Annotated in this window: 19 protein-coding genes and 4 pseudogenes; 9 read left to right on the top strand and 14 right to left on the bottom strand. The window is 54.2% G+C overall.

Going from position 1 to position 22079, the window contains the following annotated elements; translation table 11 throughout:
* Nucleotides 1–206: 206 nt before the first annotated feature.
* Nucleotides 207–1442, top strand: coding sequence for a molybdopterin molybdotransferase MoeA (gene moeA, locus WFO64_RS02260; protein ID WP_337008548.1), 1236 nt, complete (start codon nucleotides 207–209; stop codon nucleotides 1440–1442).
* Nucleotides 1443–2201, top strand: coding sequence for a molybdopterin-synthase adenylyltransferase MoeB (moeB, locus tag WFO64_RS02255; RefSeq protein WP_337008546.1), 759 nt, complete (start codon nucleotides 1443–1445; stop codon nucleotides 2199–2201). It abuts the gene before it with no gap.
* A 274-nt stretch (nucleotides 2202–2475) separates the two neighbouring features.
* Here moeB and WFO64_RS02250 read toward each other — a convergent pair whose 3' ends face one another.
* The 7 genes from WFO64_RS02250 to mntR form a co-directional block, all read right to left on the bottom strand.
* Nucleotides 2476–4068 carry an ABC-F family ATPase gene (locus WFO64_RS02250; protein ID WP_337008544.1) on the bottom strand — a complete coding sequence of 531 codons (1593 nt, stop codon included), beginning with the start codon at nucleotides 4066–4068 and terminating at the stop codon, nucleotides 2476–2478.
* Between the two features lie 179 nt (nucleotides 4069–4247).
* Complete coding sequence (locus tag WFO64_RS02245) at nucleotides 4248–4649, bottom strand: H-NS family histone-like protein (RefSeq protein WP_337008542.1); 402 nt, start codon at nucleotides 4647–4649, stop codon at nucleotides 4248–4250.
* Nucleotides 4650–5512: 863 nt separating this feature from the next.
* The gene (locus WFO64_RS02240) at nucleotides 5513–7042 is read right to left on the bottom strand and encodes an efflux transporter outer membrane subunit (RefSeq protein ID WP_337008540.1); all 1530 of its coding nucleotides are present in this window, start codon (nucleotides 7040–7042) and stop codon (nucleotides 5513–5515) included.
* Between the two features lies 1 nt (nucleotide 7043).
* Nucleotides 7044–8612 carry a DHA2 family efflux MFS transporter permease subunit gene (locus WFO64_RS02235; protein WP_337008538.1) on the bottom strand — a complete coding sequence of 523 codons (1569 nt, stop codon included), beginning with the start codon at nucleotides 8610–8612 and terminating at the stop codon, nucleotides 7044–7046.
* Nucleotides 8609–9754, bottom strand: a complete 1146-nt coding sequence (locus WFO64_RS02230; RefSeq protein WP_337008536.1) for an HlyD family secretion protein — start codon at nucleotides 9752–9754, stop codon at nucleotides 8609–8611. Before WFO64_RS02230 ends, WFO64_RS02235 begins: the two co-directional genes overlap by 4 nt.
* A 150-nt stretch (nucleotides 9755–9904) precedes the next feature.
* A complete protein-coding gene (locus WFO64_RS02225; RefSeq protein ID WP_337008534.1) occupies nucleotides 9905–11014 on the bottom strand; it encodes an SLC13 family permease in 1110 nt (369 codons plus the stop codon).
* A 14-nt stretch (nucleotides 11015–11028) separates the two neighbouring features.
* The gene (gene mntR, locus WFO64_RS02220; protein ID WP_337008532.1) at nucleotides 11029–11493 is read right to left on the bottom strand and encodes a manganese-binding transcriptional regulator MntR; all 465 of its coding nucleotides are present in this window, start codon (nucleotides 11491–11493) and stop codon (nucleotides 11029–11031) included.
* 242 nt (nucleotides 11494–11735) lie between these two features.
* Between mntR and WFO64_RS02215 the strand changes: the two genes are divergently transcribed.
* Nucleotides 11736–11927, top strand: a complete 192-nt coding sequence (locus tag WFO64_RS02215) for a hypothetical protein (RefSeq protein WP_337008530.1) — start codon at nucleotides 11736–11738, stop codon at nucleotides 11925–11927.
* A 245-nt stretch (nucleotides 11928–12172) separates the two neighbouring features.
* On the opposite strand, the gene ompX is transcribed toward WFO64_RS02215, so the two are convergent.
* Nucleotides 12173–12685, bottom strand: coding sequence for an outer membrane protein OmpX (gene ompX, locus WFO64_RS02210; RefSeq protein WP_337008528.1), 513 nt, complete (start codon nucleotides 12683–12685; stop codon nucleotides 12173–12175).
* Between the two features lie 368 nt (nucleotides 12686–13053).
* Here ompX and rhtA point away from each other — a divergent pair, with 368 nt between their 5' ends.
* The 5 genes from rhtA to glnQ all read left to right on the top strand — a co-directional run bounded on the left by rhtA (nucleotide 13054) and on the right by glnQ (nucleotide 17316).
* On the top strand, nucleotides 13054–13962 hold the full coding sequence (rhtA, locus tag WFO64_RS02205) for a threonine/homoserine exporter RhtA (protein WP_337008526.1): 909 nt from the start codon (nucleotides 13054–13056) through the stop codon (nucleotides 13960–13962).
* Between the two features lie 329 nt (nucleotides 13963–14291).
* Nucleotides 14292–14795, top strand: a complete 504-nt coding sequence (dps, locus tag WFO64_RS02200) for a DNA starvation/stationary phase protection protein Dps (RefSeq protein WP_337008524.1) — start codon at nucleotides 14292–14294, stop codon at nucleotides 14793–14795.
* Nucleotides 14796–15112: 317 nt separating this feature from the next.
* The gene (gene glnH, locus WFO64_RS02195) at nucleotides 15113–15859 is read left to right on the top strand and encodes a glutamine ABC transporter substrate-binding protein GlnH (protein WP_010254333.1); all 747 of its coding nucleotides are present in this window, start codon (nucleotides 15113–15115) and stop codon (nucleotides 15857–15859) included.
* A 78-nt stretch (nucleotides 15860–15937) separates the two neighbouring features.
* Entirely contained in the window at nucleotides 15938–16597 is a 660-nt protein-coding gene (glnP, locus tag WFO64_RS02190; RefSeq protein ID WP_022625976.1) for a glutamine ABC transporter permease GlnP, read from the top strand.
* Complete coding sequence (glnQ, locus tag WFO64_RS02185; protein WP_010254327.1) at nucleotides 16594–17316, top strand: glutamine ABC transporter ATP-binding protein GlnQ; 723 nt, start codon at nucleotides 16594–16596, stop codon at nucleotides 17314–17316. Before glnP ends, glnQ begins: the two co-directional genes overlap by 4 nt.
* A 77-nt stretch (nucleotides 17317–17393) precedes the next feature.
* Here the strand turns inward: glnQ and rlmF are convergent, their stop codons facing one another.
* Entirely contained in the window at nucleotides 17394–18326 is a 933-nt protein-coding gene (gene rlmF / locus WFO64_RS02180; protein ID WP_337008522.1) for a 23S rRNA (adenine(1618)-N(6))-methyltransferase RlmF, read from the bottom strand.
* A 141-nt stretch (nucleotides 18327–18467) separates the two neighbouring features.
* On the opposite strand from rlmF, the gene WFO64_RS02175 reads away from it, so the two are divergent.
* Entirely contained in the window at nucleotides 18468–19100 is a 633-nt protein-coding gene (locus tag WFO64_RS02175) for a flavin reductase family protein (RefSeq protein WP_337008520.1), read from the top strand.
* A gap of 3 nt (nucleotides 19101–19103) precedes the next feature.
* Here WFO64_RS02175 and WFO64_RS02170 read toward each other — a convergent pair.
* The 5 genes and pseudogenes from WFO64_RS02170 to hutI all read right to left on the bottom strand — a co-directional run.
* Nucleotides 19104–19301: pseudogene (locus tag WFO64_RS02170) on the bottom strand (histidine ammonia-lyase); the annotation flags it as partial.
* Nucleotides 19301–19578 (bottom strand): annotated as a pseudogene (locus WFO64_RS02165) (ABC transporter permease); the annotation flags it as partial. The pseudogenes WFO64_RS02170 and WFO64_RS02165, both read right to left, overlap by 1 nt.
* Nucleotides 19562–19771, bottom strand: a pseudogene (locus WFO64_RS02160) (hypothetical protein); the annotation flags it as partial. The pseudogenes WFO64_RS02160 and WFO64_RS02165, both read right to left, overlap by 17 nt.
* Before the next feature lie 248 nt (nucleotides 19772–20019).
* Nucleotides 20020–20810 (bottom strand): annotated as a pseudogene (gene hutG, locus WFO64_RS02155) (N-formylglutamate deformylase).
* A complete protein-coding gene (gene hutI, locus WFO64_RS02150; RefSeq protein WP_337008518.1) occupies nucleotides 20807–22024 on the bottom strand; it encodes an imidazolonepropionase in 1218 nt (405 codons plus the stop codon). Before hutI ends, hutG begins: the two are co-directional and overlap by 4 nt.
* Between the last annotated feature and the right edge of the window lie 55 nt (nucleotides 22025–22079).

Raw genomic sequence — 22079 nt, 5'->3', positions numbered from 1 at the left:
GATTTAAAATGGTTTTCATCCATTTTTGGTGATTTTTGACTATAGAAAGCCTGATAAGTGTTGTAAAGCGGAAACTGTTACTGTGGTTATAACCTTTTCTTACCGCCATATTTCACTTTGGCCATTACCGGGCTGACACCGATGTGACTCAACGGCCAATTCCCACCATAATAGGCAGCATCTGAGATAACGAGGCTGGACTGTTCATGGAAAGTTTTACTGCAGGCTTAATCTCCCTTGAGGAGGCACAACATAAAATGCTGTCACAGCTGACACCCGTCACCGACTCTCTCAGCGTACCGCTGGTTGAAGCGGTCGGGCGTATTACTGCAACCGCAGTCACCTCACCGATTGCTGTGCCGCCCTTTGATAACTCCGCCATGGATGGCTACGCCGTCAGGCTTGCCGATGTCAGCAGCGGACAGCCGCTCCCAGTGGCGGGGAAAGCCTTTGCGGGCGCGCCGTTTAGCGGTGAGTGGCCGCAGGGCAGCGTGATCCGCATCATGACCGGTGCGCCGTTGCCCGCCGGCTGTGAAGCGGTGGTGATGCAGGAGCAGACAGAAACTGTGGGTGAGGCAGTTGTGATTACCGCGCCGGTACATCCGGGACAAAATATTCGTCTGACTGGCGATGACATTCAGCCAGGCACCGTGGTGCTGGAAGCAGGCACGCGTCTGGGTGCGGCGGAGTTGCCGCTGCTCGCCTCACTGGGCATCGCGCAGATCAGCGTGCTGCGAAAACTGCGGGTCGCTATCTTCTCCACCGGCGATGAACTCCAGCCGGTGGGAACCCCCCTGGCTGACGGACAAATATACGACACCAACCGCTTCGCAGTGTCGCTGATGCTGCATAAGCTGGGCTGTGAAGTGATTGACCTTGGCATCATCAAAGATGACCCGACCGCACTCCGTGCTGCGTTCGAAGAGGCAGACAGACAGGCGGATGTCGTGATCAGCACCGGCGGCGTCTCGGTGGGCGAAGCGGACTTCACCAAAAGTATGCTGGAAGCGCTTGGCGCCATCAGCTTCTGGAAGCTGGCGATCAAGCCTGGCAAGCCATTTGCCTTTGGCCGCCTCAACAGCAGCTGGTTCTGCGGCCTGCCAGGCAATCCGGTCTCTGCCGCCGTGACCTTTTATCAGCTCGTCCAGCCGCTGCTTGCCACCCTCACCGGCCAGCAAAAATCAGCATTGCCGCCACGTCAGAAAGTGCGCTGCGCCTCGCGGCTGAAAAAGTCACCAGGTCGGCTCGACTTCCAGCGCGGCATCCTGCGACAGAACGCACAGGGTGAACTGGAGGTGGAGACTACAGGGATGCAGGGTTCACACGTCTTCAGCTCTTTCGCCCAGGCAAACTGTTTTATTGTACTGGAACGGAATCGCGGCAATGTTGAACCGGGCGAATGGGTCGAGGTGGAACCGTTCAACGCCCTGCTGGAGGCGTAAATGCTGCCTGAGTTAAGTGATGATGAGATGCTGCGCTACAACCGGCAGATTGTATTGCGCGGCTTTGATTTCGACGGGCAGGAGCGACTGAAAGCGAGTCATGCGCTGGTCGTCGGACTGGGCGGACTCGGTTGCGCTGCCGCGCCCTACCTGGCGGCTGCCGGTGTCGGCAGCCTGACGCTGCTCGACTTCGATACCGTGTCGCACTCCAACCTGCAACGGCAGATCCTGCATCACGATGCTGACATTGGCCGCGCCAAAGTGGACTCCGCCGCACAGAGCCTGGCCGCCATTAATCCGCACTGCCAGCTGTATCCGGTCAATGGACAGCTGGACGATGCAGCGCTGTTAGCGCTGATTGCCCGGCAGCAGGTGGTGCTTGACTGCACCGACAACGTTGCAGTGCGTGAGCAGCTTAACCGGCTCTGTCGTCAGCAGCGGGTGCCACTGGTCTCGGGCGCCGCGATCCGGATGGAAGGCCAGATCAGTGTATTCAACTGGCAGCCCGGCACACCCTGCTATCGCTGCATCAGCCGCCTCTTTGGGGAACAAACCCTGAGTTGCGTGGAAGCGGGCGTCATGGCCCCGCTGGTTGGCGTGATGGGTGCAATGCAGGCAATCGAAGCGATTAAAGTGCTGACGGCATTTGGCACGCCCGCCACCAGCCGTTTGCTGATGTACGATGCGATGAGCGCGGAGTTCCGCAGCATGAAGGTGGCGCAGGATGCGCACTGTGAAGTGTGTGGTGGTAGCGCCTAGCGTTGGCAGGAACGCCTGTGCTCCCTGAGCCCGTGCTGAACCACCAGACCTCACAGCCTAAAACGTAAAGCCCGCACCGTCCCCCTTCCAGACGGCTCAGAGCTTAAGCGAAGGGAGCATACGCCTGCAGCAAAGCATCGCGGGCCACGAATGGCCCGCGCTGAGCCGCCATGGATGGCGCCTTTGCGTCTTTGCGAAAGGCGTATGCTCCCTGAGTCCACGCTGAACCACCAGACCACCAAAAAAACGGGGTGGCCAGCGCCACCCCTTTTCATCAGACGATGCCCTGACTGCGCAGGTAATCTTCGTAATTACCGGTGAAATCCACCACGCGATCAGCTTTCAGCTCAATCACGCGGGTTGCCAGCGAGCTAACAAATTCGCGGTCGTGCGAGACAAACACCAGTGTACCTTCATACATCTCCAGCGCCATATTAAGCGATTCAATCGACTCCATATCGAGGTGGTTGGTCGGCTCATCCATAATCAGGATATTCGGTTTTTCCATCATCAGTTTACCGAACAGCATGCGACCCTTCTCTCCACCGGAAAGCACTTTCGCCGGCTTCTTAATATCATCCTGCGAAAACAGCAGGCGACCCAGAATACCGCGAATGGTCTGCTCATCATCGCCAGGCTGTTTCCACTGACTCATCCAGTCAAATACCGTCAGATCATTGGCAAAGTCGTCGGCGTGATCCTGAGCGTAATAACCAATGCGCGCATTCTCTGACCATTTAACGCCGCCGTTATCTGCCGCAAGTTGACCGACCAGCGTTTTTAACAGTGTCGATTTACCAATACCATTGGCACCGATCACCGCCAGCTTTTCACCCACTTCCAGCAGCAGATTTAAATTCTTAAACAGCGGACCGTTATCAAACCCTTTGGTTAAACCTTCCACTTCCAGCGCATTTCGGAACAACTTCTTGTCCTGCTCAAAGCGGATAAACGGGTTCTGACGACTGGAGGCTTTCACTTCATCCAGTTTAATTTTATCCATCTGCTTAGCGCGTGATGTCGCCTGACGCGATTTAGAGGCATTAGCGCTAAAACGACTGACGAACGATTGTAAGTCAGCAATCTGGGCTTTTTTCTTGGCGTTATCTGATAACAGACGTTCACGCGCCTGCGTCGCAGCGGTCATATATTCGTCATAATTACCGGAATAAACCCGCAGCTCGCCATAATCCAAATCGGCCATGTGGGTGCACACCATATTAAGGAAGTGACGGTCATGCGAAATGATAATCATGGTGCTGTCACGCTCGTTCAGCACCTGCTCCAGCCAGCGAATAGTATCGATGTCCAGGTTGTTTGTCGGTTCATCGAGTAACAAAATATCGGGATTAGAAAACAGCGCCTGCGCCAGCAACACTCGCAATTTAAAGCCCGGCGCAATTTCACTCATCGGACCGTAATGCTGCTCAACCGGAATGCCGACGCCAAGTAATAACTCACCAGCACGAGACTCAGCGCTATAACCGTCCATTTCACCGTAAAGCGCCTCAAGATCGCCGACTTTATACCCCTCTTCTTCGCTCATTTCTGGCAAAGAATAAATACGGTCGCGCTCCTGCTTCACTTCCCATAATTCATGGTGACCCATGATTACGGTGTCCAGCACGCTAAATTGTTCAAAGGCGAACTGATCCTGACGTAACTTACCGATGCGCTCGTTGGGATCGTATGAGACGTTGCCGCCTGAAGGCACCAGATCGCCCCCCAAAATCTTCATGAAGGTAGATTTTCCGCTGCCGTTCGCACCGATTAAACCGTAACGATTACCGCCGCCAAATTTAACGGAGATATTTTCGAACAGTGGCTTACTGCCAAACTGCATGGTGATATTGCTGCTAACTAACACGGCATTGACCTTTGTGAAGAGAATGGATGAAAAAACGGCGGCTATTATGCCAGATGTGACGCAGCGCACGCCAGCATCAGACGTGGATTCCTGGCGGGGTGATTGATATCCGGGCAGAAATAAAAAAAGCCGGAGGGCCATGATGGCCCCCCGGCTCCCACTTACAAGGATTGTGTTACTCAATCAATCAGAAAACTGTCCAGGCTTTTACCGGAATCCAGCGCTTTTTTAATCGCTGCAGGGGTACGGCCCTGGCCAGTCCAGGATTTCTGCTCACCGTTTTCATCGGTGTAAGAATATTTAGCCGGACGCGGCGCACGTTTGGTACGTTTTTTTCCGCTATCAAGCGCACCTAATAATTCATTAGGGTCAATGCCGTCTGCAAGCAGCATTTCGCGATATTTAGAAAGCTTTTCTTCTTTTTCGCGATTCTGGGTCTCTTCCGCTTCTGCTTCTTCACGGCGCTCAGTAACAACAACAGTTAATTTTTCCAGGATCTCTTCAAGATCGGTCAGTGGCAGTTCACGAGCCTGGGCACGTAATGTGCGAATATTGTTCAGTACCTTAAATGCGTCACTCATCACAATGTCCTTGATTAAGGGGGTTAATAAAACTGTAGCGCCAAGATTACCTAATTCAAATAAAAAAATAAATTATTTTTACGCTACAGATAATTCCTAAGTATTAATTCAGCCAAAACAGAGCTATTAAAATCGACAGTGCCCGACCTTTTATTAACGCTGAATTAACAACAAATCGCACTTTTGCCAGCGGTTGAAAACGATTTCAGACAGATTATACCGGTAGCGGGCAGCTAATTCTATCCGCTAAAAGCGGGTTGCGCAGCATCATTATTAACGATTACGGGCCGCAGATAACAGAAAAAATGTGACCTGATCGCGCTCCCTGTCACACCAGCTTACAGATTATGCTTAAAAAATCCGCCACCGGTACCGTTAAATAGCGCAAAAGAATTACCACTCTGGTTTTTTTAATTATGCCTCTTGTCATCTTCAAACATCTTCTGCCGCGGCGATTTGCAGCAGAGTCGGATTATTCGCAGATTGCTAAGCCGTACAATAACAGTTTCGCCAGGCACAATCGGGTGAATAGCCGCGCGCGTCTCTGTTTGCTCAGTTGTAAGTTTTCCTTAAAAGCCATCAAAGAAATAAATTCAGAAAGGTGACTGAGCTCAAAAAACTGAATCCGGAATGTGCCGGCAACATAAAAAATAATGACTCGCCAAAGGCGCTGATAATAACCCTGCGATTACCTCTGTTTAGTTTTCTGTTGCCTGAACCTGGCGCAGTGGCGTTGAGATGCTAATTTATTCAATGGCTTAGATCATCGTGATCAACATCGAGAGAATGACAGCATCTGATTTAAACGCTGATGAGGGGAGAGAAAAGGCGGTAACTGCGCAGAGGCAGCGACCGCCGGAGCACTAATCAGCCTGCGTGGCCGGGCCAAATACCGGATAGTGCGGCATCTCAATGTTCTGGTAAGTTTCCCAGCCACCGCCCAGTGATTTATAGAGCGCCACTAAATCAAGTGCGCTCTGCATTCGCGCCTGTGTCGCCTGCTCCTGCGCCTGCGCCAGCTGACGCTGCGCATCCAGTACTTCAAGGAAAGTCGAGAGCCCCTGACGATAGCTGTCGCTGGCCAGATCAAAGGCGCGCTGAAGGGCGCCGGCCGTCTCATCCAGAGCCATAACCCGCTGCTGATCGGCGCGGTAACTCACCAGCGCATTCTCCACATCCTGCAGCGCCGTCAGCACCGTCTGACGATAATCCAGAGCGGCGCTGGCCTGCTGCGCCCGCGCTAACTTAACGCTCGACACCAGCTGTCCACCCTGGAAAATCGGGATTGATAACGACGGGCCATAACTGTAGAAATGACTGCTCCAGTTATCCAGATAGCTGACGTCGGTGTTGCGTACACCCAACTGGCCGGTCAGCGACAGGCTTGGGAAAAGCTGCGCAACAGATACCCCAATCTCAGCGGTTTGTGCATGCAGCGTTGCTTCAGCCTGACGAATATCAGGACGACGACGTGCCAGCGTGGAAGGAATACCTACCGGGACAAACTGCGGCAGCGGTGGTAATGCTTTTGGTGTACTGAGTTCAGCATCCAGCGCACCCGGCGTCTTGCCGAGCAGCACGGCTAATCCATTCATCGCCTGCCGCGCCTGCGCCTGATACTGAGGCAATTGCGCCTGCAACGTGCTGAGCTGGGCACGGGCATTTTCCACATCGGTCAGCGGTGCCAGACCATTACGCTGCTGGCTTTGGGTCAGCTCGGTAGTCTGCTGTGCCACATCAATCTGCTGTTGCAGCGTCTGAATGGTGCTCTGCGCACCGCGCAGTTGCAGCCAGGCACGCGCCACTTCAGCTTCCAGTGAAACCAGTGCATCATTGCGCTGCTCTATCGCCGCCTGCTGCTGGGCATTTGCGGCCTCAACCTGACGGCGCACTTTGCCCCACAGATCGAGTTCCCAACTGGCATCAAAGCTACCCTGGTAGAGGTTAACCGGCTGGGTCAATCCATTGAGCTGGCTGGCAACGGTGCTGTCGAGCTGATCGGTTGCGCCATTAGATTTCAGCAATCCTTCCAGTCCGAGTTGCTGACGAGTCACTTTGGCCGAACCATTAAGACTGGGGAACAGACCACCCTGCGCCTGCGTCAGCTGTTCACGCGCCCCGGCAATACGCAGCACCGTCTGCTGCAGGCTCAGATTGCCTGCTATCGCCCGCTCAATCAGACTGTCGAGCTGCGGGTCGTTAAAACTGCGCCACCAGCGTGAATTAATCGCGGCATTTTGTGGCTTTGACGCCTCCTGTGAATCCAGGGCATTGTAACCGCCCGGCACTGCTGGTTTCGGTGTCTGATAGTCTGGCCCCACGGCGCAGCCTGCCAGCCCGATGGCCAGCAGTAAACTCAGGGATTTCAGGCGATGAGAAGAAAAAACCTTCATGTTAATGTGCTCCTGCACTGCCTTCGCTCTTAATCGGCGACAGCAGCCAACAAAATGGAATCAAAATCAGGGCGACAATACTCAGGCCTGAGAAGACATCGATGTAAGCAAGAATACGCGACTGTGCAATCATCTCCTGATAAAGCTGACCGGTTGCCAGCGTGACGGGATCGCCCACCGCCGAGGTAAAGTCGCGTATCGCCTGCGCCCAGTGCTGAAGCGTAATGTTGAACGGCTCGTTCAGCGGCGTCATGTTATGCACCATATGCGCCGAGCGCACCTGTTCGCGCTCGGTGATGGCAGCGGTCGAAAGCGAAATCCCAATCGAGCCTGCAACATTACGAAACATGGTAAATAGCGCCGAGGCGTCAGCATTGAGTCGCTGCGGAATGGTGACAAAAGCGATAGTGGTCAGCGGTACAAACAGAAAACCCAGCCCGATTGACTGTGCGCTGCGCATCAACACCAGCGTGGTGAAATCGACATTGGGCGTTAACGTGGCAGAGTAGAAAAACGCCACGGCCAGACAGCTGAAACCAAAGGCAATAATGTATCGCGTCTGAACAATCGGCATCAGTTTCAGCACCAGCGGAATGGTCAGAACAATCAGCACCGCGCCAGGCGACAACACCAGGCCTGACCAGGTTGCGGTGTAACCCAGATCCTGCTGTGCCAACTGCGGCAGCACCACGGAGCTGCCATACAGAATCATCGCCATGCCAGCCATCAACAGCCCGGCCACCCAGAAATTGCGGTCTTTCATCACCAGAATATCGACCACCGGCTTACGGGCATACATCAGCCAGTAGACGGCACCCACGATGCCAATCAGCGCCAGAATGGCAAACAGCACGATAAAGTGCGAGGCGAACCAGTCCTCATCTTCTCCGCGATCCAGCATAACCTGCAGGCAACCCAGCCCCAGGGTAATCAGGCTGATACCGATATAATCAATCTTTAGTTTACCTTTAGCCCACTTACGCTCCCACGGTGGATCTTCCAGCAGCTGATAGATCGCCAGCACAGTAAGCACGCCCACCGGAATGTTAATAAAGAACACCCAGCGCCAGCTGTAGTTGTCGGTGATCCAGCCACCTAATGTCGGGCCTATCACCGGCGCGACAATAATAGCAATAGAGGAGAGACCAAATGCCTTGCCGCGATCTTCAGGCTTGAAGTAGTCCAGCAATACAGACTGCTGAACCGGCTGCAATCCGCCGCCAAAAAAGCCCTGCAGCACGCGGAACAGAATGATTTGCCACAGTTCAGTGGCGATGCCGCACAGGAAAGAGCAGATAGTAAACATCACGATGCAGATCAGGAAAAACTGTTTACGGCCAAACAGTCGACTGAAGAACGCAGAGATCGGCAGCACAATGCCGTTCGCCACCAGATAGGAGGTCAGCACCCAGGTTGACTCATCGTAACTGGATGAGAGCGAACCGGCGATGTGCGGCAGTGCCACATTGACAATGGTGGTGTCGAGAATCTCCATAAACACTGCCAGCGTGACCGTGATCGCCACTAACCACGGGTTACTCGCGGGTTTCCAGCTCTGCGCCGTACTCATTCCACCGTTACCTTCGGTTCAACCGAGAGACCCAGCGGCAGCGAATGGTTCGGATCAAGGCCCTTGTCGATGACGATTTTCACCGGTACGCGCTGAACGATTTTCACATAGTTACCGGTGGCGTTTTCTGACGGGAAGGTCGAAAAGCGCGAACCGGAGCCCATCTGGATACTGTCGACATGTCCTTCCAGCTTCATATCCGGCCAGGCATCGACGCTGATTTCAACCTTGTCGCCAGGATTCATGCGTTGCAGCTGAGATTCTTTGAAGTTCGCGGTGACCCAAATCTCAGGCGAGACCAGCGAAAACAGCGAGGAACCCGCCTGCACCAATGTTCCCAGCTGAACGTTGCGCTTGGTGATAAACCCGTCATAGGGTGCGCGAACCTGGGTGTAGGAGAGATTAAGATCGGCCGTGCTTAACTGCGCCTTCGCCTGCTCAACCTGCTGCTGACGCGCTTCAACATTGGTCTCCTGCTGGCGAATCTGCAGGGCAACCTGTGACGCCACTTCAGCCTGTGCTTTCGCGCTTTGTAACTGTGCCTGCGCTGAACGTAACTGCGCGGACGCGCTGTCGATATTACGCTGACTGGTCGCACGCGGATCGACACCACGCTGGCGGCGATAATCTGCCTGCGCATTAAGCAGGTTCGCTTCCGCTTTAGCCTGATCGGCCAGCGCCTGATCACGTTGTGCCGGATATTGCACCCGCGACAGCGCCAACTGGGCCTGCGCCTGATGCCACTGTGCCACTGCCAGACCGAGTTGCGCATTAGCCTGTTCACGCTGGGCACGGTTGTCGCTGGGGTCGATTTCCACCAGCAGATCGCCCTTCTTAACCCGCTGGTTATCTTTCACCAGCAGCTTCACGACATAGCCGGATGCTTTAGGCGCAATGGTAACGGCATCGCCCTCGGTAAAGGCGTCGTCGGTGGTTTCAATATTACGGGTGGTGAACCAGAACCAGAATCCGACAATCAGCATAATCACCACTACCACCGCCAGAATAATCAGCGGCTTTTTACCGGGGCGTTTACGCTCCGGCTGCTGGTCGTTGTCCTGATTTTCCTCTGGCTGACGGCTTTTATCCGTCGCGTTATCTGCGTCCTGCGGGTGTGGATCGCGTTGGTTATTCTCGCTCATAGTTCCCATCACTGGCTAAGGCCCTAATTCCCGGGCATAAAGGTCCTGTTAACCTTATATCGGAAACTGACAAAATCCAGCGCAACTTTACGAAACTTGAGAAATGGCGCACATCCTGCCACCTGTTGAGGGTAGCAGGATACGTCGGGACTAATTGAGCAACCGCAATAGCAGCCAGCCGCTGGCCATTGACCAGGCAAGCAATGGGATGGAAAAGAGGTGGAAACGCAACCAGACGGCCCGATCTTTCGCCATACGCAGAGCAATCAGATTAGCGAGCGAACCCGGCAGCAGACCGAATCCGCCAATATTGACCGCCCAGGCGAGCACATCCGTAGGCGGCACTTTTTGCAGCAGCAGAATCGTCGCCGGTACATTGCTGATCACCTGTGACAACCCAATCGCCAGCAGATAGATCTGCCCCTGACCGAAATGAGACACGGCATCAATGTGTGACTGCATCACCGGCAGACGCATGAGCAGAAAGACATCAATAAACATGGCGATAAACACCGCCAGCAGGCTCCAGTCAATGCGCAGCAGCACCCGGCGTGCCATCACCAGGAAAGTGGCAAGTATCAGTAGCAGTACCCAGCCGGTGATCTTCAGCTCCAGACCGGCGATAAACAGCAGGTACAACACCAGGCTGACGATAAACAGCGGCTTCTGCCACTGCGGTTGTTCCGGGTTGTCATGCTTATCAATCGACCGCTTTGAAAAGCTAAACCAGGTTAAAAACATCAAGCTAAGCAGCAGCCAGGCGGCCAGCGGTAGCATCTGCACAATAAACGCGACAACGCTCAGCTTGCCGTGGCTCCACAGCAGAAGGTTTTGCGGGTTGCCGACCGGCGTCAGCAGCGAGCCGGCATTTACCGCAAGCGCCTCAAAAATGATCAGTCGCGAGAGGGGTAAATGCGAGAACTTCCGCAATGTGAGCGTTAGCGGCACCAGAATAAAAAGCGCCACATCGTTGGTCAGAAACGTAGAGAGCAGCGCGGCAGCCATCACCATAAACAATGCCAGCACACGTTCATGCCGGAAACGCGCAATCAGCCGTCCTCCCAGCACATCAAAGTAGCCGCTGGTTTCCAGCCCTTTGGTCAGAATTAACAACCCGGTGAGCGTAATAATGGTGTGCCAGTCCACCGCTCCAGGCAGATCGTCCCAGCGAAAATCCGCCATAAATGCCAGAACTACACCAATCACGATTAATAAATGCAAAATAGAGTCATGCAAAAAAGATCGAAGCAGTTGAGGCATGATGAGGGTACGCCTTAGCGTTGACGGGTATCGGAGAACTTCTTAAATACGGCCAGAGTTTCATCACTGACGTGATGCTCAATACCTTCTGAATCACGTCTGGCTGTTTCGGGACTGATGCCTAACGCCAGCAAAAAGCTTTCAACAATATGATGACGGGCGCGGCTCTCCTCTGCCAGCTTCTCCCCTTCACCGGTCAGGAAAACACCGCGATAAGGCACCTGTTCCACCAGCCCGGCACTGCCAAGCCGTTTCAGCATTTTAGCTACAGTGGGTTGCGAAACACCCAAGCGGGCCGCCATGTCGACCTGACGCGCTTCGCCAAATTCACCAATTAAATCAGAGATTAACTCAACGTAGTCATCAATTAATTCCCGACGATGCGCTTCACGCACTTGCCGAAAACCTTCGACATGCTCTTCAATATCTTTTAGTGGTCCTTTTGGCGCAGAAACCACGCTTTTAGCACGACGACTCATTCAGCTTCCTCATTATTATTTCCGGTACTCACACTGCTGTACGGATTTAGCTGCGCTCATTGTAAACCAGCCGCGAAGAAGCTCAAATTTTTCGTCATTAGCCTTGGCTAAACGATATAGCCAGTGCTATATTTGATGATAATGTAAGCAGGAAAAGAGCAATCCCTGTTGCTCCGGTGATGATGGCGCATCTCACTGCAGGCTGCTGACAACCGCGTCGACAATGATTGGGAGGTGATTCTATGAGCACCCTGAAATGTTGCTTAGATTGCAGCAAATGCTTCCAGGCTGAGAAGAAAACAGCCATGGAGATAAAATCCTGGCTCTGCCTGCTGACGCGTTCCCCGTTCACACTGCGTCTGATGTTGATTGAAAAACTATTGGGCCACAAGCCTGCCGATCGTCGCTGCCAGAATCTAATCTGGCGCGGCTAATTCTGATTCAGTGCCTTTCAGCCATTAGCTGAAAGGCTCATTCCCCCTTTCCACTCTCTTTAGTATTTTTTTATCCATTGTGTCGACATGCTTGACGGCATTAACGGTTATGGCTGTTGATCGGCTACAGATATCAGGAAGGGACACAGGCAGAACAGAGACGTGAGAAGGTAGCGGCTAAATTGAGCACAATAAAAAACGGCCCACCAGGGGGCCGTTTTTTTGGCAGGTCAGCTAAGCTAGACTTAGAAGCTGTAACCTACGCCAGCAATCCAGGTACCAACGTCAACGTTGCGGATGCGGCTCTGCTCGTAGCCCACATCCAGCGCGATGTCCTGAATTGGGTTAAACTGCAGACCTGCGCCGTAAGAGAAACCTACGTCGCTTGAATCAGTTTTAGCACGTGATGCAGTATCGTTCTGCTGGAATTTACCGTAGCCGATACCTACAACACCATAGATGCTAGCCCAGTCGTTCAGACGGAAAGCAGGACCACCGGTCACACCGTAGTACTGGCCTTTATTGTAAACGCCAGATTCGGTACGATCTTTTTCAGTGTAGGTGAATGAACCGATCCAACCCAGTGGGTTAGAACCGTCTTCATAGCGGTATTTCAGGTTGAAGCCGTTAGCTTTGTTAGCCACGCCCTGATAGTCGCTCTGAGCATAGCCACCAGTTACGGTGCTCTGTGCCATTGCTGAACCTGCAGATACTGCCAGTACACAGGCTAATGCTGAAAGACATGCAATTTTTTTCATAACCACCTCAAATGTGAAAATACTTCTCTCCTGACAACGCTGAAAATATAACAAAAAATAGCGAGAAACTCTGCCCGGATTTTGTTGTCTAACAGAAAGTTTGGTGTAACAGGACGTTAATGAAACATCTTATGTCATTCATTTTTCTTATAAAATCCTTCACATTTCTTCAATAATCATTTTGTGCTCAATTCGATCTTTAAGTTAAATCTTAAAAAAACCTGACATTTCTTTACCTAAATGGCACTAATTTTGGCCGAAAATTGCTCAGTTAAGATAAATCTAAAATGCAAATCTGTGATTTTTAGCCCGCCATTTCCTTTACACTGACTTACTCATTATGTTGATGATCAGGAAAAGTACACAGGATGTCTGCCTCTCCCGCTTCTAAAAACCTTGCCCCGATTGTAATGCCGATTGCCGTTCTACTGATTGCGATGCTGTCGCTGCAGGGTGGCGCTTCTCTGGCGAAAAGCCTGTTTCCTGCTGTGGGTGCCACGGGTATCACGGCACTGCGTCTGGGCTTTGGAACCCTGATACTTTGTGTGATTTTCAAGCCCTGGCGTTTACGCTTCAGCCGGGAACAACGTCTGCCACTCCTGATGTATGGACTGGCATTGGGCGCAATGAATTTTATGTTCTATCTGGCGATTCGCACCGTGCCGCTGGGTGTGGCAGTGGGACTGGAATTTACCGGCCCGCTGGCGCTGGCCCTCTTTGGATCGCGCCGACCGCTGGATTTTGTCTGGGTGTTGCTGGCGGTGATTGGTCTGTGGTTTCTGCTGCCGTTTGGTACAGGCATGACCGCGATTGATCCGCTGGGCGCAGGGCTGGCAGTAGGTGCAGGCGCCTGCTGGGCGATCTATATCCTGGCGGGACAACGGGCAGGCGCAGAACATGGCCCTGCGACAGTGGCCATCGGTTCGCTGATTGCCTCGGTAATTTTTGTGCCTCTGGGACTGACATTCGCAGAAAGTGGCATCTGGACATGGGCCGTTATGCCGGTCGCATTGTTGGTTGCCCTGCTCTCCAGCGCCATTCCCTATTCGCTGGAAATGATCGCCCTCACCCGCTTACCGGCGCGCATTTTTGGTACGCTGATGAGTCTTGAACCCGCCATGGCCGCCTTTTCCGGCATGCTATTCCTGGGAGAAACCCTGAGCGTATTGCAGTGGCTGGCGCTGATGGCCATCATCATCGCCTCAGCAGGTTCAACGCTGACCATGCGGCCGAAAAAGAGTGCGTTAAACAGCGTTGAATTATCTGAGGACAGGTAAGTAAACGCTATCAAGCTCGTTACGCTGACGGGTTAAATAATAATCATGCTCATTATGATAATTATTCTTAACCGTCGCACTTTACCGATCTTTCTATTTTTAATCAGGTACGTAGGTCTTATTAATAATCGCACATAAATAATTGATTTATATTAATATTTGCAAGGAATTATATTTTAACATGGTATTAACTTAATCTTAGTAGCGCCGTTTTAAAAAAGACACTCGCTATTTCATCCATCGTTAAAGTCGTTCCTGCAAAGCTGAAAAGCGCTGCTATACTTATCCGATACTTGATTAGGACAACCATCAAAGAGAGGACTGAAACGATGAGTACCGCTAAATTGGTTAAAACTAAATCTTCTGACCTGATTTTTACCCGCAATGATGTGGCCGAAGATGAAAAAAAAGCCACCATCGCGGTGTTAAACCGTCTGGTAGTCGAATTTATTGACCTGTCATTGATCACTAAGCAGGCGCACTGGAACATGCGCGGTGCGAACTTTATCGGCGTGCACGAAATGCTGGATGGCTTCCGCACCACGATTACTGATCATCAGGACACTATTGCCGAGCGTGTGGTTCAGCTGGGTGGCGTGGCGCTGGGCACCACGCAGGTTGTAAACGATACAACTCCATTGAAAAGCTATCCGCTGAATATCCACAGCGTTCAGGACCATCTGAAAGCGCTGGCAGACCGTTACAGCGTTGTGGCAAACGACACCCGTAAAGCGATTTCAGAAGTGAAAGACGAAGATACCGCTGACATTTTTACTGCGGCATCGCGTGATTTGGATAAATTCCTTTGGTTCATTGAAGCAAATATTGAATAAGATTCAACGCAGTCAATCAGGCGGGGAGACCCGCCTTTTTTACGTCTTAGTTACCGCATTTTATGGCCCCGTTAACAGTTCTTCCCACCCCCGCTTCACAGCCTCAACATCTGAGGCACACCACCCGCTGCACCAAAATAGCCACCTGCACCAAATTAGCGCACCAATATAGTGCAATAGCAGAATTAACTGCAAAATCGTGTCAGCTGTGTTATTTAACTCTCTGATTTCGCGGATTTTGTAAAGTTGGCATAATTCTTTCATATGACAAGCCGCAAACGCAGGCCCTGCCGCCTGGTAGTAAAAAGGAAAAAATGATGAAGTCACTGTTAAAAGTTTCTGTGGCCGCGCTGGCGCTGGCCTTCTCCCTCTCCTCAACTGCAGCAGACAAGAAATTGGTCGTCGCCACGGATACCGCTTTTGTTCCGTTTGAATTCAAGCAGGGTGACAAGTATGTCGGCTTTGATGTGGATCTGTGGGATGCCATTGCTAAAGAGCTGAAGCTCGATTACACCCTGAAGCCAATGGACTTCAGCGGCATTATCCCTGCACTGCAAACACGCAATGTCGATCTGGCACTGGCGGGTATCACTATTACCGAAGAACGTAAAAAAGCGATTGAGTTCTCTGACGGCTATTACAAGAGCGGTCTGCAGGTGATGGTGCGTAACAATGAAAACGACATCAAAGGCATCAGCGATCTGAACGGTAAAGTGGTCGCAGTGAAAAGCGGCACCGGCTCCGTGGAATACGCGAAAGCCAACATCAAATCCAAAGATCTGCGTCAGTTCCCGAATATCGACAGCGCCTATATGGAGCTGGGCACCAACCGTGCGGACGCCGTGCTGCATGACACACCAAACATCCTTTACTTCATCCATACCGCCGGTAAAGGCCGCTTTAAAGCGGTAGGCGATTCGATTGAAGCGCAGCAGTATGGTATCGCTTTCCCGAAAGGCAGCGACGATTTACGTGAAAAAGTAAACGGCGCACTAAAAACCCTGAAAGAGAACGGCACCTACAACACGCTCTATAAAAAATGGTTCGGCACCGAACCGAAATAATAATGTGCCCATATTCTGATTTCAGCAGGGAAACCTTTTCCCTGCTTTTTTCCATCGCAACATATCTGGAGTGACACCATGGAGTTTGACTGGAGCGTCATCTGGCCCGCCATGCCCGCGCTGCTTGAAGGCGCTAAACTGACCTTAATTATCTCAATTATTGGACTGGTCGGCGGCCTGTTCATCGGACTGGTAGCCGGTTTTGCCCGCGCTTACGGTGGCTGGATCACCAATAACATCGCCCTGGTGTTTATCGAAATCATTCGCGGCACCCCTATCGTGGTGCAGGTGATGTTCATCTATTTTGCTCTGCCGATGGCGTTCCCCGACCTGCGCATTGATCCTTTCAGCGCGGCGGTGGTGACCATCATGATTAACTCCGGCGCTTACATTGCCGAGATTACCCGTGGTGCCGTGCTGTCGATCAACAAGGGCTTCCGCGAAGCCGGACTGGCGCTTGGCCTGTCGAGCCGCGAGACGCTGCGCTACGTGATTATGCCGCTGGCGCTGCGCCGTATGCTGCCACCGCTGGGCAACCAGTGGATTGTCAGCATCAAAGATACTTCGCTGTTTATCGTTATCGGTGTGGCTGAACTGACCCGTCAGGGTCAGGAGATTATTGCCGGTAACTTCCGCGCGCTGGAAATCTGGAGCGCCGTCGCGATTATCTATCTGGTTATTACGCTGGTGTTGAGCTTTGTGCTGCGCCGCATTGAGAAAAGGGTGAAAATCCTGTGATTGAGTTTAAAGATGTCTCCAAGCATTTTGGCCAGACCCAGGTGCTACACAATATTGACCTGAAGATTAACCAGGGCGAAGTGGTGGTGATTATCGGCCCATCCGGTTCCGGTAAATCAACCCTGCTGCGCTGCATTAACAAGCTGGAAGAGATCACCAGCGGCGAACTGATTGTCGATGGCCTGCGCGTCAATGACCCGAAAGTCGACGACCGCCTGATTCGTCAGGAAGCGGGCATGGTGTTTCAGCAGTTTCATCTGTTCCCACAGATGAGTGCGCTGGACAACGTCGCCTTTGGTCCCATCCGGGTGCGCGGTGCCAGCAAAGAGGCGGCACGCCAGCTGGCGCGTGAGCTGCTGGGCAAAGTGGGCCTCGCGGAGCGCGCGCACCACTTCCCGTCTGAGCTTTCCGGCGGTCAGCAGCAGCGCGTAGCGATTGCCCGTGCGCTGGCGGTTAAGCCGAAGATGATGCTGTTTGATGAGCCAACCTCAGCGCTCGACCCGGAACTGCGTCACGAAGTGCTCAAGGTGATGCAGGATCTGGCGGAAGAAGGCATGACGATGGTGATTGTGACGCACGAAGTGGGCTTCGCACAGAAGGTGGCTTCACGGCTGATCTTTATTGATAAAGGCCGGATTGCGGAAGATGGCGATCCCGACAGCCTGATCAGCAACCCACCGAGCGAGCGTCTGCGCGAATTCCTGCAGCACGTCTCCTGATCACAACGGGCCGCAACGCGGCCCGTTCTTTTCCCCTTCGCCCGCAGATAGATCGGTTACCCGCGTAAAGAGATGCCTCAATTCCCCAGTCGACTCAGAAGCTTAGTGCGCTGGGCGGCAGGCATAAAACTCCACGCCAGGAAGCGGCTCTGCTTCTGCCCCTGCGCCATATTCACCACCCGCAGCTCTGCGACATCGAGCGCCTGCAACTGTTTTTCCAGCGCCGGTAAGTTCTCTTTGCGCGACACCAGCGAGGTAAACCAGCCGATCTGACGACTCAGCGCCACGCTCTCGGCGATCATCTTGCCGATAAAGCCCTTTTCACCACCGGGATACCATAATTCATTGTGCTGGCCCCCAAAGTTGAGCGGCGCACTCTTATCCAGTCCGAGATTGCGGACCTTACGCTGCGATCCCGCTACCGCCTCTTCCGCCGAGGTGTGGAACGGCGGGTTACACATCACTGCATTGAAAAATTCATTTTTACTGACCACACCTGCCAGCACTGCATCGCTGTTTTTCTGACGACGCATACGGATCTGGCGCGTCAGGCGCGGATTGGCCGCAACAATGCGGTTAGCGGCTTTGATGGCGGCTTCATCAACCTCGGTGCCGGTAAAGCGCCAGCCATATTCTGCCGCGCCAATCAGCGGATAGATGCAGTTTGCGCCGCAGCCGACATCCAGCACGTCCGCCGTCGGGATCACGCCGTTGTTATCCAGCGCCAGCAGATCGGCAAGGTAGTGCAGATAATCGGCACGTCCCGGCACGGGCGGGCAGAGTGAGCCGGGCGCCAGCTGCCAGTCGATGTCGTAAAATAGTTTGATCAGCGCCTGGTTCAGCAGCATCACCGCCTCCGGGTCCGCGAAATCCACGGACTGCACGCCATAACCATTGGGCCGGACTTTGGCTTTCAGCGGCGGATGGGCAGCGGTTAACGCGGCAAAATCGTATTCGCCCTGATGGCGATTGCGGGCATGGAACGGCGACGTGCTGGCTGACTTTTTCATACGTTCTCTCAATTATTCAGGCGCGCGTACAATACGCTGTAGGCGGCGGAAAATAAACCCGCACCCTCCGCTTACCTCTTTCCGATTCCGTCGGGCGATGCTGTCGGGCTAAGATAAATAAAATTCCCTGCTGGAGACGTTATGACCCGGAAACGCTATTCCTATCAACCCCGTGCTGGCCACGGTCTGCCGCACGATCCGCTGAACGCCATTATCGGGCCGCGTCCGATCGGCTGGATTAGCTCAGTGAGCAGCAGCGGCCAGCGCAATCTGGCACCTTACAGCTTCTTTAACTGCTTCAACTATCATCCGCCGATTATCGGTTTCGCCAGTAGCGGCTGGAAAGACAGCGTCAGAAATATTGCTGAGACCAAAGAGTTTGTCTGGAACCTGGCGACCCGTCCCCTGGCGGAAGCGATGAACGAAAGTTCCGCCTCGCTGCCTGCCGATCAGGATGAGTTCGCCTTTGCCGGTTTAACGCCGCTGGCGGCTTCACAGGTCAGCGCCAGTCTGGTGGCAGAAAGCCCGGTCAACTTCGAGTGCCGCCTGACGCAACTGATTCAGTTGCAGGATGCCAGCGGCAATCTGATCGACAGCTGGCTGGTGCTGGGCGAAGCAGTGGCAATTCACATCGATGAATCGCTGCTGGCAGCGGGCATTTATCAGACCGCTAAAGCCGAGCCGATTCTGCGCGCGGGTGGCCCCAGCGCCTATTACGGCATCAGCGAAGCGCAACGTTTTGATTTAGTCCGTCCGGACGCACGCCGCAAGTAATCCTCACCCCATAAGCGCATCGGCCCGATGCGCTTTAATCTGAGCCACCGCGCGGGCGATGTCGGGTGCCAGCCAGCGATCCTGCTGCCAGCGCTCAACAACCTGCCGCAACGGCTGCCAGGCGCGCCGCGTGCCTGCTGCCAGCTATGACTCACCGTGAAACTCCAGCGCCTGCGCCGCCAGCAGATACTCAATCGCTAAGCGGGCAGCGCGTAACGCAGCATCACCGGTGCGATAATGCACCTCAGCAGCAGCCCGCGAGACCTGCTGCACGCCATTCCCGCTTCCACCTGACCAGGCGGCACCGCCAGCAGTACGCCACGCAGGATCTCCGCAATCAGGCGGCGGTGCAGAGCGTCAGCGCCAGCACCGCAAAAGTGAAGGGCTCACGCAGAATCGGCCAGAAGAGACTGTGGCGGATGACACTAAACTGCCTCAGACCGGAGTAGATCAGCAAATGCTGGATCATCAGCGGCGAGCTTGCCGCCTGGCAGGGTGAGATTCCAAAGTTTATAACTGCCTTCGGTGGCAATGGTGATCGACTTCCACTCTTTGGCCTGGGCGCTGACGCCACAGAGCAGCAGGCTGGAAACCAGCGTAGTGTCAGAGTAAGCGTCATACGGTTCTCCTGAAAGTAGCGGCCTGGTGATCGCCCTGACGAGATTTAACATAAATTTCACAGGATGATATGTCCTGTCCAGGCAAGTTGAACACTGCGCAGTTTTTGGCCGACTTTATCACTTTTGAGCAAGACAGAATTTATTGCGTATCGGGTTCGCTGCTGGATGTGTAAATACAACTAAACAAAGGTTAATCCAGCTAAGCAAAAGCGGAAACAGGCGGGGAAAACACGGGGACAGGAAAGCTGTGTGCTTTCTCCTGCACCCGATTAGCGCAGCGATGAACCGCAGTGGCGGGTTTATTCCGCTTTAATCTGCATCAGCATTGCGTGGATCAGCGACTTCAGTAGTTTCTGTAACTGCGCAGCCCTCGCCTGCTGCCACACGTAAGGTGGCGTTTCATCCATGTAGTTGAGCTGCGCCAGCTCCAGCTGGACCGCCTCAATCTGCTGCTGCGGCTGACCGTAAGCGCGGTGATGTAACCGCCTTTAAAGCGCCCGTTAATTACCCAGCTGTAGTCGTTCTGCGCCGCGCACACGGCCTCCAGCGCCGCACTCATTGCAGGCGTACAGCTTGCGCTGTCGTTGGTACCGATGTTGATATCGGGCAGACGGCCGTCAAACAGACGGGGAATTTCACTGGCGATAGAGTGGGCGTCAAACAGCAGCACATAGCCATGCTGCGCTTTGAGCCGCGCCAGCTCCTGTTGGAGCTGCTGATGATAGGGCTGCCAGATCTGATCGATGTAGCCCTGACGCGCCGTGTCGTCGGGTGTTTTGCCTGGCGCAAAGGTCGGTGTGCCGTCGAACAGGGTTTCCGGGAACAGGCCGGTCGTGGCGCTGGTGTAGAGCGGCTGGTTATCGGGCGGGCGATTGAGATCGACCACAAAGCGGGAGTAACGGCCAATTAACACGCTGGCCCCGAGATCACGTACAAAATCATACAGCAGCGGAATATGCCAGTCAGTGTCGGGTAAGCCGCGCGCGGCCTCACTCAATCCGGCTTCCACGTCGGGCGTCAGCTCGGTACCGGCATGGGGAATGCTGACCAGCAGCGGCAGACTGCCCTGGGTAAAATGGAAAGGGTTCATTGCGGTTCCCCACGATAGATAACGGTGCAGGGCAGTTCACCACCCAGCCAGTAAACCAGTTCTGCCGGACGGGCCAGCGGCCAGTGAACGAAGTTAGCCACTTTTCCCGCCTCCAGCGAGCCGTGACTCTCAGCCAGCCCCAGCGCTTTTGCCCCCCACAGGGTGACGCCCGCCAGCGCCTCTTCCGGCGTCATGCCAAACAGGGTGCAGCCCATATTAAGCATCAGACGCAGCGACAGCGCAGGCGAGGTGCCGGGATTCGCATCGCTGGCCAGCGCCATCGGCACGCCATAGCGCCGGAAGAGATCCACCGGCGGACGCTGCGTCTCCCGCAGCAGATAAAATGCGCCGGGCAGCAGCACCGCTACGGTGCCATGCTGTGCCATCGCTCTGGCATCTTCTTCGGTGGCATATTCCAGGTGGTCGGCAGAGAGCGCCCCATAGTGGGCCGCCAGTGCTGCACCACCCAGCGCCGAGAGTTGCTCCGCATGCAGTTTCACCGGCATGCCCAGCGCCACCGCCCGATCAAACACCCGCGCCACCTGCTGCGGTGAAAAGGCGAGATGCTCGCAGAATGCATCCACCGCATCCGCCAGTCCCAGTGCCTGCACCTGCGGCAGTAGCCGTTCGCAGATGATATCGACCCAGCCATCCGGGTCGTGCTTAAACTCCGGCGGAAAAGCATGTGCCGCCAGACAGGTGGCGTGGACATCGGCGGCCACGCTCTCACCCAGTTGACGAATCGCCCGCAGCATCCGCAGTTCGCTCTCTTCATCCAGGCCATAGCCGGACTTAATCTCCACGGCAGTGACGCCTTCTGCCAGCAGGCGGTTTAGCCGCCAGCGGGCCGATGCCACCAGTTCCTCTTCAGTGGCGGCGCGGGTAGCGCGCACGGTTGAGAGAATGCCACCGCCCTGCGCGGCAATCTCTGCATAGCTGACGCCATTCAGGCGCTGTTCAAACTCCTGGCTGCGGTCGCCGCCAAACACCAGATGGGTATGACAATCCACCAGCCCCGGGGTCACGATGCCGCCCGGCAAATGATGATGCTGGTCGGCGACGAACGCGGGCATCTCCGCCTGCGGCCCGACCCACACCAGCCTGCCCGCCCGCACCGCCAGCGCACCCTGCGGGATAAGATGGTACTTTCCGTCACGCATGGTGACCAGGTCAGCCCCGGTCCACACCGTCTCTACGCGCATCTCTTCTGCCATTGCTGCCTCATGCCTCCGCCGTTTACACTGTGCCTCAAAGTATGTATATGTATAT

The organism is Pantoea sp. AS142, assembly GCF_037152305.1.
GTDB lineage: Bacteria > Pseudomonadota > Gammaproteobacteria > Enterobacterales > Enterobacteriaceae > Pantoea.
The sequence above is the reverse complement of the archived record's forward strand: the minus strand, read 5'-3'. Positions and strand labels throughout refer to the sequence as shown.

What these genes read in the sequence shown, in the direction of transcription:
- hutI (WP_337008518.1), bottom strand. Translation starts at nt 22,024, where the DNA reads ATGGCAGAAGAGATGCGCGTAGAGACGGTGTGGACCGGGGCTGACCTG.
- dps (WP_337008524.1), top strand. Translation starts at nt 14,292, where the DNA reads ATGAGTACCGCTAAATTGGTTAAAACTAAATCTTCTGACCTGATTTTT.
- glnP (WP_022625976.1), top strand. Translation starts at nt 15,938, where the DNA reads ATGGAGTTTGACTGGAGCGTCATCTGGCCCGCCATGCCCGCGCTGCTT.
- WFO64_RS02240 (WP_337008540.1), bottom strand. Translation starts at nt 7,042, where the DNA reads ATGAAGGTTTTTTCTTCTCATCGCCTGAAATCCCTGAGTTTACTGCTG.
- moeA (WP_337008548.1), top strand. Translation starts at nt 207, where the DNA reads ATGGAAAGTTTTACTGCAGGCTTAATCTCCCTTGAGGAGGCACAACAT.
- rlmF (WP_337008522.1), bottom strand. Translation starts at nt 18,326, where the DNA reads ATGAAAAAGTCAGCCAGCACGTCGCCGTTCCATGCCCGCAATCGCCAT.
- moeB (WP_337008546.1), top strand. Translation starts at nt 1,443, where the DNA reads ATGCTGCCTGAGTTAAGTGATGATGAGATGCTGCGCTACAACCGGCAG.
- rhtA (WP_337008526.1), top strand. Translation starts at nt 13,054, where the DNA reads ATGTCTGCCTCTCCCGCTTCTAAAAACCTTGCCCCGATTGTAATGCCG.
- WFO64_RS02175 (WP_337008520.1), top strand. Translation starts at nt 18,468, where the DNA reads ATGACCCGGAAACGCTATTCCTATCAACCCCGTGCTGGCCACGGTCTG.
- glnH (WP_010254333.1), top strand. Translation starts at nt 15,113, where the DNA reads ATGAAGTCACTGTTAAAAGTTTCTGTGGCCGCGCTGGCGCTGGCCTTC.
- WFO64_RS02230 (WP_337008536.1), bottom strand. Translation starts at nt 9,754, where the DNA reads ATGAGCGAGAATAACCAACGCGATCCACACCCGCAGGACGCAGATAAC.
- mntR (WP_337008532.1), bottom strand. Translation starts at nt 11,493, where the DNA reads ATGAGTCGTCGTGCTAAAAGCGTGGTTTCTGCGCCAAAAGGACCACTA.
- ompX (WP_337008528.1), bottom strand. Translation starts at nt 12,685, where the DNA reads ATGAAAAAAATTGCATGTCTTTCAGCATTAGCCTGTGTACTGGCAGTA.
- WFO64_RS02225 (WP_337008534.1), bottom strand. Translation starts at nt 11,014, where the DNA reads ATGCCTCAACTGCTTCGATCTTTTTTGCATGACTCTATTTTGCATTTA.
- WFO64_RS02235 (WP_337008538.1), bottom strand. Translation starts at nt 8,612, where the DNA reads ATGAGTACGGCGCAGAGCTGGAAACCCGCGAGTAACCCGTGGTTAGTG.
- WFO64_RS02215 (WP_337008530.1), top strand. Translation starts at nt 11,736, where the DNA reads ATGAGCACCCTGAAATGTTGCTTAGATTGCAGCAAATGCTTCCAGGCT.
- WFO64_RS02245 (WP_337008542.1), bottom strand. Translation starts at nt 4,649, where the DNA reads ATGAGTGACGCATTTAAGGTACTGAACAATATTCGCACATTACGTGCC.